Here is a 10,528-nt window from a genome sequence, read left to right on the forward strand (position 1 = left end):
AAATTTATGAGATTACTAATTGACATGGATGATGTAATGGCCGATACTGGTCAGAAAATCATTGACGAAACCAATAAAAGACTGGGAACCAGTTTTACGAAAGAATTAATCAGATCTTCTGCGGAAATTACAGCAGATTTTCAGGAAAAATATACCTCGGTAAGAAGTATGCTCTGGGAAAAAGGTTTTTTTGCCGACATTCCTTTAATGCAGGATTCTCAGGAAGTGATTAAGAAACTTTATGATAAATATGAAATTTTCATTGTTTCTGCTGCAACAGAGTTCCCTTTGTCGATGTCTGAAAAACTGGATTGGCTTGCCGAACATTTCCCTTACATTACCTGGACGCACACTGTTTTTTGCGGGCATAAATGGATGATCAGAGCTGATTATATTATTGATGACCATGAGAAGAATCTTATTAACTTTGAAGGAAAAGGAATTCTTTTTGATGCACTCCACAATCAGCACGTAAAAGATTTCACCAGAGTTAATTCCTGGAAAGAAGTAGAAAAATTATTGCTATAATGGAAGCAACCACACAAGTCAATAATAGTCGCATTGCAAGAATGGCGACGAATGCCTTATTTTTTATCTGTGGAGTAAGTTTTGCCAGCTGGGCATCCAGAATCCCGGATATTAAAGAGAAACTGCATCTGAGTGATGCGGCTTTAGGTTCTGTGCTATTTGCGATGCCGGTCGGAAGTTTATCCGCACTCCCGCTTGCCGGAATTTTGATTGATAAGTTCGGAAGCCGGAAAATCGCTGTTTTTGCTACTATTTTTTACTTCGTGTCAATGCCCCTGCTTGGAATGGCAGGTACTTCCTGGCAAGTTGTTTTCTCTCTTTTCCTCTTTGGGTTCGGAAGTGATTTACTGAACATTTCCATGAATGTGCAGGCTGTTGGTATAGAGAAAATCAATAAGAAATCAATCATGTCTTCCTTTCATGCCATTTTTAGTCTTGGTTTTATGCTAGGCGCAGCAGTCGGAGGAATTGTAGCCAAAGAAGATATTACACCTTTCGTTCATTTATCTGTCTGCGGAGCTTTTGATTTTTTAATTGGCTTATTGACTTTCAGATTTTTATTAAGTCACGACCATAAACCGGATGAACCGCAGCCATTGTTTGCTATGCCGGACAAATCTCTGATTATTCTGGGTATTATTTGTTTCTGCGGAATGCTTTGTGAAGGCGCCATGGCCGACTGGAGCGTTTTATATTACAAAGACGTACTTAATCAACCGGGAGGATTTGTAACAGCCGGCTTTACTGCCTTTTCTGTAATGATGGTTACCGGTCGGGTAGCAGGCGACTGGATGATGGCAAAATTAGGTTTAAAAAACATTTTACTGTTAAACTGTAGTCTGGTAGCGGTAGGAATGACGACGGCTCTGGTGTTAAAAATTCCGGTTCTGGTGGTCATTGGATTTGGAATTACAGGTTTAGGACTTTCTACTATCGTTCCATTGATTTACAGTGAAGCCGGGCATTCGAAAACTATGGCTGCAGGGGTTGCTTTAGCCGCAATTTCTACAGTAGGTATCTTCGGTTTTTTGATTGGACCGGTAATTATCGGTTATATTTCTGAATTTACTTCCTTAAGGTTCGCTTTGTCAATCCTGATTATTCTTGGCCTGACAGGGGCCTTTCTTACCAGAAAAGTCAGCAACAGCTAGTATATGAGAACTAAAGTGAAAATTTGCTGCATCAGCTCTGTCGGAGAAGCAAGAGATGCTATTTCTTTTGGCGCAGATGCACTCGGGCTTGTAGCTGAAATGCCAAGCGGACCCGGTGTAATTTCTGATGCTGAAATCACGGCAATTTCCTCTATTGTTCCTCCTGCTGTTTCCTCTTTTTTACTGACTTCAAGAACAGAGGCTGAGGGAATAATTGCACATCATCAGCAAACTCAAACCAGTACGATACAATTGGTAGATTCTGTTCCTCTGAGCATTTATCCTGTTTTAAGGGAAAAACTGAAAGGGATCAAACTCGTTCAGGTTATTCATGTAGTGGATGAGAAGTCGCTCGAAGAAGCAGAAGCTGTAGCAGAATTTGCCGATGCTATTCTGCTTGATTCCGGTAATCCCAATCTGAAAATCAAGGAACTCGGAGGTACAGGAAGAAAGCACGACTGGCGTATCAGTCGTAAAATTGTTGAAAAACTTAAAAAACCAGTATTTCTTGCCGGAGGACTTAATGTCGGAAATATCCGTGAGGCTATCGAAACCGTGCAGCCATTTGGTGTTGACCTTTGTAGCAGCGTCAGAACGAATGGCAAACTGGATCTGGTTAAACTGGAAAGTTTTTTCAAAGAAATCGACACAATCAGTCGGTTGTAAGACCTGAAAATACTTTATTAATTCATCAGAAATAGAAAAGGTCCGGTATTATGCCGGACCTTTCTTCATTGCTATCATTTTGCAAAAACTAAGAATAGCTATAATCTAATTGAAGTGCATCAGAAGTTCTTCTTCTGGTTTCTTCAAACAATTGAATATCTGCTCCCAGAGATTTTCCGTAAGAAGGAATCATACGGGTAAGTTCAGTTCTCCATTTTTCTGAAGCTTCCATTTCAGGGAAGCATTTCTTCAATAAACTGATCATAATTGATACTGAAGTAGAAGCCCCCGGAGAAGCGCCCAATAAAGTAGCCAGTGAACCGTCCTGAGCATAAACTACTTCTGTTCCGAATTCAAGTACTCCTGTACCATTTTCATCTTTTTTAATTACCTGAACTCTCTGTCCGGCATCCTTCAGATCCCAATCTTCAAGTTCAGCTTCAGGGAAATATTCCTTTAAAGCAGAAAGACGTTCTTCCGGACTTTGTGTTACCTGTTCTACCAGATATTTGGTTAAAGAAAGATTATGCATTCCGGCTGAAATCAAAGGCCAGATATTGCTCCATTTAATCGACTGAGGAAGGTCCATGTAAGAACCATATTTAAGGAATTTTGTAGTAAATCCGGCATAAGGCCCGAAAAGCAAGGCTCTTTTTCCATCAATCATGCGGGTGTCGAGGTGAGGCACAGACATCGGCGGAGATCCCACACTGGCTTTTCCATAAACTTTCGCATTGTGTTTTTCTATAATTTCGGGTTTATTACAAACCAGCCATTTTCCGCTGATCGGAAATCCTCCATATCCTTTTCCTTCAGGGATTCCTGATTTTTCAAGCAATGGCAAAGAACCTCCTCCCGCACCGATAAAAATAAATCTGGCGGTATATTTAATATCCTTTCCTGAATCAAGATCTTTGATCGTCAGCTCCCAATTACCATTGGCAAGTCGTTTGATATCTCCAACTTCCTGATGCAAACGCAATTCAACATTATCAGATTCCTGCAAATATCCGAACATAGAAGTAGCCAACGCTCCGAAATTAACATCTGTTCCGATATCAACCCTGGTGGCAGCCAATTCCTGAGAGGCATCACGTCCTTCCATAATCAGAGGCATCCAGTCTTTAATCTGATCGAAATCATTTGAAAATTCCATGTCGCTGAACAAATGATGTTTGCTCATTGCTTCAAAACGCTTGCGGAGAAACGTTGCATTATTTTCACCCCATACAAAACTCATGTGAGGAATTGAACGGATAACCTCAGCCGGGTTCTCAATAATTCCTTCCTGAACCAATGTTGCCCAGAATTCTTTTGAAACTTCAAAAGACTCAGCTATTTTGACAGCTTTATCAATGTTGATAGAACCATCTTCCTGCTCGGTGGTATAATTTAGCTCACAAAAAGCTGAATGACCGGTTCCTGCATTATTCCAGGCCTCTGAAGACTCTGCAGTAACTCTGTCCATTCTTTCAAAAATTTTAATTTTCCAGCTGGGTTCTAATTTTTTGATAAATGTTCCCAGGGTAGCGCTCATAATACCGGCGCCAATTAAAATCACCTCGCTAAAGTTCTCTTCTCGATTTTCTTTCATTTTCATTCAAACTAAAATAATTCAAAATTACCTAAGGCTTTAACTGATTTTGAAGCAAAACAAACAAGATTTCAACCTTCAAAAAATATCCCTCGGAAAACTAATAGTTGGTAAAAGATCATACTTAAAATTATCCTACAAAGATAACCACGAGACGACAATCAATCCATACGAAAATATCAAAATAACTCATAAAATGGTAATTTAGGTATACTTTTTCCAACAAACGCATTCTTAAAAAAATACCATTTCCTTTTCAAATAAATAAAGTCCAAATTTTTATTATTTAGGGTATATTTACGTTTTTCTGCAAAATATTAACTTCCCTGAGACAGAAGGTTTTAGTGCATTATGAATTTACTAAAAAATGATGAAATGAATTTACCGGATGATAATGTGGAGAAATGGGGAGGAAATTGTACAAGAAATCGGAAAACTAAAACCGGGTAACGCCTGACTCATTTGTGTGGACACTGAGGAGTCTGGAGAACTCCCTGTCTGTAGCTAAAAAAGACGACAGACAGGGAGTAAAAATTATTTACTTTGAATTATTTCCGGACTGCTGATTGTTTTAATGATAAACCTGTTTGTCAATTCGTTATCATCAGGAAATTCGCAATCAAATTTTATAGTATGTTTACCGGGTTTTAAGGTTGGTATAACCTGTTTTAAAGCCATTTCTTTTTTGAAACCTCCTTTACTGTTGTATATTTTGATAGTTGTTCCATTGCATACGATTGAGTTTCCCGCTTCATATTCTCCTGGCAGTTCAAGTTTAAAATAACCATCCAATTCAATCCACAGATTGCGGATTACCCCTTCTTTTCCCATAAAAGTAAGAGTAAAATTTAAAGGCTGTTCCTCGTTACTATTCACGAGTTGCCATTCAGAAAAGGTTGGCTGTCCTGGCTGAAGCACCTGTTTTGCGTGTTCAAATTTGAATTTTTTAAATGGATACAGCTGCCATCCCTGATTATTCTGTTCAAGGTGAAAGTCGTTTTCCGGATTCTTTAATCTTGCCAATTGATCTGCAGAGAAAATTTTCTTTTTATACGCTTCCTGCCAAAGCTTTATCAGGGTTAATAATTGAGCTGTATTTGGATTTTTTTGCAGATTCTTATAGCGTGCAACCAAAGCAAAGCCCGCATGATAACCAGCTGCTCTGGCCATCATCCATTCAATATCTTCCGACGTTGTTGTGGAAGAAAGCAGAAACCATCCTAACATATTAGGCATATAATTTCTTTCGAGAAAAGGTTGGTTTTCCAAACGAAAATCCCCCTGAGATTCACGAAATCCACCATACCATGGTTCTCCCCAGTTCCAGTAGTGACAAATATGCCAATAATAATGACTTGAACGGCTAGTGCCATTAACCAAAGTGTGTCCGGTATCTTTAAAAACCTTTTCAGCAAAAGCCTGCATTCCATAATCGCCCTCTCCGGAGGATAAACATCCTTCATGGCCATCAAAATCCATTTGTGAAACACCGGTTTCTGTAAAAAAACGACCTAAATTCCCTGCAATTTCCTGTTGCAGACTAAAATCTGTGAAAAGAGTATTATAAGGATAGTCCATCATCATACCAACTGCTGTTCCCTTTTCATGAGCTAATGCTTTCGTTCCATAAGCTCCGCGCTGACAATCCAGCAATTTATAGGGACGTACAGATGTCACTTCACGGAAACGGATAATTTCCTCTCCGATTTGCACAGCATGCAATGTGCTGGGCTTTATGTTTTTAAAATACTCGTCAGATTCAACCGTAATTTCTGTAACAGCTGAAGTTATATTTTCTGTTAACAGAGAGGATCCTGTTAAAGCAAGTCGTTTATCAGGTACTGGTGTAACATAAGGATCATTTGTATTGATAAAATTACTAAGTGTATGCAACCCTATCCGGATTCCTTTCTTTGATGCCTTTTCAACACAAATCTTCATTCCTGCATTACCATGAGGGAAACTTGCAGGATTTAAAACAAAATGTCCCCAGGACTGAAACGGACCTTCATGATAAACTGACATAAGGTCGGCCTGTTTTGCATAATTCAGCAAGGAATCAATATTGCCTTCATCAAAATCAGAAATCATGTAAGCTCTTCCGGTTTCGGGTGACTGCTTATGCCAAAGACCATTAATCAAGGGATGTGGAAGGCCTTCTGCGAGTTCAATTGCACCTATTCGAGCCAGAACCTGATTTTCAGGACATCCAAAAAGTGCGATCTTTGAACCTATTGTAGTTTCATTGGCTATGGCTTTAACCGGCATATTCGGATACTGATTCCAAACAGTAATCTTCCTGTCTTTTGATCTATCCAAACTAAATGCCTGTAAGCTACTTCCATATGGCTGACTGACCGCCACCGAACCTCTTGAATAATCAGCCCCTTCAGAATTTTTTAAAACACCACCAATGGTTTTCACATTTAGGGCTTGAAGTCCTATCGCATACTCACCATCCCGTACCACTCCAATCACTTCCCCAATGGTTTTTCCGATAATAGTCGGATATGGCCCCCATATAACTGCATTTACCTCATTTTTTGCATTTAAATGAATCAATTCAAAAACCAGATGGGTTGTTTTCTGAATAACTTTTATTTCTGCAGAGACTTTTGAAATTGCAAAACTTAGAGTAATAATGCCTGATTTGTTATTGAATGCAGCCAATGCCGGTTCTTCCCATTCCTGACCGGTTTGAATCTTTAATAAAGGTGCCTTTTCTCCGATAGCCAGGTAATTCTTTCCGGTTTTAGGATTCATCATTGTCGTAATCTGACCTGAAGAGGAAATATTCAGGCTCAGCTCATCAGTTTTCAGCTGGATTGGCTGCGCCCAAACATTAAAGGACAGAATAAATAGTATCAGATTAATGAGTATTGTTTTTTTCATAAGCTACTGTGTATCGTTTTATCAATAAAATAAGACATTAAGTTACTGTTTACTTAAACTATGTTTTTTTGTTTGATTAATATTTTCTGTGCCCCGGTTAGCGGTATCTTATCTGTAATTAAAAAGTTCAGTTCGTACTATTCCCTGCACTGCTTTTCAACTGCATTCTCTCCCATTAAAAAAGGGCCGGATCCGGCCCTTTTCTATTATTCTTTAAAATCGTATCCGAAAATATCATCACTCCATTCCGTAGCCTGAATATTCAGAATCTCTTTGATCAACCCGGTATGGATATCAAAAACCCAGCCATGCAAATGCGGTAATTCTCTGGATTTCCAGGCTTTCTGAACTATAGTTGTTTTAGCAAGATTTTTCACCTGTTCTTCTACATTCAGTTCTACTAATCTTTCAAACTTCTGAGTTTCATCAGTAATCATTTTCAACTCACCATTGTGCTTGCTGTAAACCTCTTTAATGTTCCGCAACCACTTGTTAATCAGACCATAATCCTGATTAGTCATGGCCGCTTTTACACCTCCGCAATTATAGTGACCGCAAACGATGATGTGTTTTACTTTTAGCACTTCCACTGCATACTGCAATACAGAAAGCAGGTTGATATCTGTATGAACCACAAGGTTGGCAACATTTCTATGCACAAAAACCTCACCCGGCTGCGCATTTGTTACTTCCTCCGCCGGAACTCTGGAATCAGAACAGCCTATCCACAAAAACTGAGGACTCTGATCCTTCGCAAGTTTTTCAAAATACTCTTCATCAACTGATAATCGTTCTTTAGCCCAAGCCTTGTTTGCTAAAAGGAGTTTAGTGTAATCTCTCATTATTAATGTTTTGATTCGTTAGTATCAGGTTGATACACATTGATATCCCCCTCTATTCTTCTGTGCACTTTTTTAAATTCTACTGAAATACCTTTGATTCCCGAATTATTCTTAAACTCGTAAAGTAAATTGTAAATGTCGTGATCAATGAAATTTGCCCGGCTTCCATCAAAAAACACTTCGTCCCCTTCTTTCAAATCCATCAATATCTGTTTGATCCGAGGCTTATTAAGAAAGGAAACATCTTTATTGAATTTTACCAAAACATGTCTGCCTTCCCGGACAACTGAAATTACAGACTGGAAATTGGTAAATACAACAAATAAAAGTCCTACGAATGTACCGACAAAGATTCCAAACAGCAAATCTTTGAAAACAATCACTAAGATAGTAATAATAAATGGAACATACTGGTCGTAACCCTCCTTATAAACTTTTAAAAATACTTTTGGGTTTGCCAGTTTATAACCTATCATCAGAAGTACCGCTGCCAGTGAGGCCAATGGAATATGATTCAGGTATTTCCCAAGAAATAAAAGAGAAATCAATAATAACATTCCGTGAACCAGAGATGACATCCTGGTTTTTGCTCCGGAATAGACGTTAGCTGATGTCCGGACAACTACGGAGGTAACCGGAAGTCCGCCGATCATCCCGGCCAGAACATTACCAACTCCCTGCGCTACCAGTTCTTTATCCGGAGAAGAATACCTTTTTAAAGGATCAATTGAATCTCCCGCTTCAAGACTCAACAGGGACTCTAAACTAGCTACAACAGCAAGTGTAATGGCAACTGAAATAACCCTGGAATCTGTAAGAAAAGAAAAATCCGGTAAAGAAAGCAGAGAAGATATATCTCCAATATGTTGAAAGCTGGGAATGGAAACCATGTGGGCGGGAGAATTGCCAAGGAAATACTCTGGTTTAAACATTCCAAAAAACTCATTAATACAAACTCCTAAAACTACGGCTGCAAGTGAAGCGGGAAAGGCTTTGAAAAATCCAATGTTTTTCTTTGATGCTCTGTCCCACAAAATCAGCAAGACTAAACAAGCAATAGAGATAAGAACAGCGGCTGTATTAAAACTGATAAAAGACCTGATAATTTCTGAAATAGTATTCTGGTGATCGGCCACCTGCTCAAACTCAAATTCACCTTCAAAATCCTGGTCATCTCCTAAAGCATGCGGAATCTGTTTCAGACAAATTACAATTCCTATCGCAACCAACATTCCTTTTATTACACTTTCCGGGAAATAGGCGCTAAATCGTCCTGCCTTTAATTTCCCGAGTAAAATCTGCAGGACTCCTGCCACCACTACTGCTACCAGAAATCCCTGGTAATTTCCGATGTCTTTAATGGCACCCGCTACAATTACTGTCAAACCTGCCGCCGGACCACTTACGGAAACTTCAGAACCTGAGAGCAGTGATATTACTATTCCGGCTACTATTCCGGACAGTAAACCTGCGAGTAAGGGCGCTCCTGAAGCAAGGGCAATCCCAAGACATAGCGGCACTGCTACCAGATAAACAGAAATCCCTGATTTCCAATCACTTGATAACAATGACTGTTGATAATGTTTTATTGAATAATATCTATTTGCTGACATTTTATGACTTTTATTGTTTAGTAAAACCAATAAATTCTATAAAATTTTTTCAAAACTAATACGATTTATATATGAAACAGCACATTTCCTATGGATTCTCAGAAAAAAAACTCTGTGTTAAAGAGGAGTTATCTTAAAATGAGTCTAAATTAGGATCAATTCCAAAACTTGCGGAGTTATAGATATCAGGCATATAATTGGATTAGCCTGATAAGGGGACAATCTGACTCACTTAACACCCTATGGCAGGATTCCTTTTAATCTCACCTAAGATTACTGCACAAATGTTTGCGCAGTAATCCTGTTTATTCTTCAATCATCTGTATCTCCGTGTTTTCTTACCATACATCAAAAAATCTCTCATTTTATCATGAAAAACTCAATAAAATGAGTTGTAGATTTTGGTATTTTAATTTTTAAACAGAAATTCACTTTTGATAATAATGGCATTTTGTTCTATTACTATCTATAACACTCCACTTTTAATCATCCCCCTAATACTTTTCATGAGTCGGTTCTCCGGCTTTATTGCTTCAACACACCACTGTTTGATTTATTAATTCTTAATAAACAATAATGATGTTGAAGTATTACCGATCCGTTCTATTACCGATCAAAGTCTTTCTGATTCTACTTCTGATTATTTCTCCTTTCGGGGAAAGGGTGCTTTGGGCTCAGAGTAATTTCCCGGTCAGTTGCAGCCCCTATTTGTTGCCTCAGTATAGCCTCAACTGGAGTGCCTTAACCTCTTCCAATAATTTCCTGAAAGTTACCCTGGTGCTCAAAGATGAAAAATATCTGAGTGGGATTGTGCCTGTCTTTTTACGTTTCAGGTTTGAACAGGCTGGTTCTGTGATTAGTACAAGACCTGACTATCTTCCGGCTATTCCTATCAATTTAACTTTCGGTACTCCTATAACCCTCTTGGGTAGTGATTTAGTCAACTACTTTCAGGCGGGTAATTTAATAGCCCGGGGTGCAGTGGATGAAAGTATGCTAAGGCAAGGTGGACGCCTGCCTGATGGTTTGTGGACACTCAGTGTTACCGCCTATGAGTTTGATGCTTCCAGAGGACATCGACAAATTTCAGAAACAGGAATAGCCATGATGCAGGTCTTTTATGGTTATCCTCCCCAGATAACTTACCCTGCCGAAGGACAGGTATTGCAGGAACAAGAGGTACAGAATCTGTTGTTTTCCTGGATGCCCCGTGGTACTGCCTCCCGTGGGGGGATTTCAGGG

Annotated in this window: 8 protein-coding genes; 4 read left to right on the top strand and 4 right to left on the bottom strand. The window is 39.1% G+C overall.

Translation table 11 applies throughout. From position 1 onward, the window contains the following. Positions 1 to 6 precede the first annotated feature (6 nt). The 3 genes from BM179_RS17275 to BM179_RS17285 are packed head-to-tail and all read left to right on the top strand — an operon-like array spanning position 7 to position 2,345. Complete coding sequence (locus tag BM179_RS17275; protein ID WP_092018416.1) at positions 7 to 528, top strand: 5' nucleotidase, NT5C type; 522 nt, start codon at positions 7 to 9, stop codon at positions 526 to 528. After that, on the top strand, positions 528 to 1,679 hold the full coding sequence (locus BM179_RS17280; protein WP_092018417.1) for an MFS transporter: 1,152 nt from the start codon (positions 528 to 530) through the stop codon (positions 1,677 to 1,679). The genes BM179_RS17275 and BM179_RS17280 overlap by 1 nt, the downstream gene beginning before the upstream one ends. A gap of 3 nt (positions 1,680 to 1,682) precedes the next feature. Continuing rightward, entirely contained in the window at positions 1,683 to 2,345 is a 663-nt protein-coding gene (locus BM179_RS17285; protein WP_092018418.1) for a phosphoribosylanthranilate isomerase, read from the top strand. Positions 2,346 to 2,433: 88 nt separating this feature from the next. On the opposite strand, the gene mqo is transcribed toward BM179_RS17285, so the two are convergent. The 4 genes from mqo to BM179_RS17305 all read right to left on the bottom strand — a co-directional run bounded on the left by mqo (position 2,434) and on the right by BM179_RS17305 (position 9,286). After that, on the bottom strand, positions 2,434 to 3,945 hold the full coding sequence (gene mqo / locus BM179_RS17290) for a malate dehydrogenase (quinone) (protein WP_092018419.1): 1,512 nt from the start codon (positions 3,943 to 3,945) through the stop codon (positions 2,434 to 2,436). Positions 3,946 to 4,473: 528 nt separating this feature from the next. Then, positions 4,474 to 6,831 (bottom strand): hypothetical protein, encoded by a 2,358-nt coding sequence (locus BM179_RS17295; RefSeq protein ID WP_092018420.1) that lies wholly within the window; start codon positions 6,829 to 6,831, stop codon positions 4,474 to 4,476. Between the two features lie 206 nt (positions 6,832 to 7,037). Continuing rightward, positions 7,038 to 7,673, bottom strand: a complete 636-nt coding sequence (gene can / locus BM179_RS17300) for a carbonate dehydratase (protein WP_092018421.1) — start codon at positions 7,671 to 7,673, stop codon at positions 7,038 to 7,040. 2 nt (positions 7,674 to 7,675) lie between these two features. After that, positions 7,676 to 9,286, bottom strand: coding sequence for a SulP family inorganic anion transporter (locus tag BM179_RS17305; protein WP_092018422.1), 1,611 nt, complete (start codon positions 9,284 to 9,286; stop codon positions 7,676 to 7,678). A 576-nt stretch (positions 9,287 to 9,862) separates the two neighbouring features. Between BM179_RS17305 and BM179_RS25380 the strand changes: the two genes are divergently transcribed. Then, the coding region (locus BM179_RS25380; protein WP_177219436.1) for a hypothetical protein at positions 9,863 to 10,528 on the top strand (666 nt) is incomplete at its 3' end.

This window comes from Pseudarcicella hirudinis (genome assembly GCF_900115665.1).
GTDB lineage: Bacteria > Bacteroidota > Bacteroidia > Cytophagales > Spirosomataceae > Pseudarcicella > Pseudarcicella hirudinis.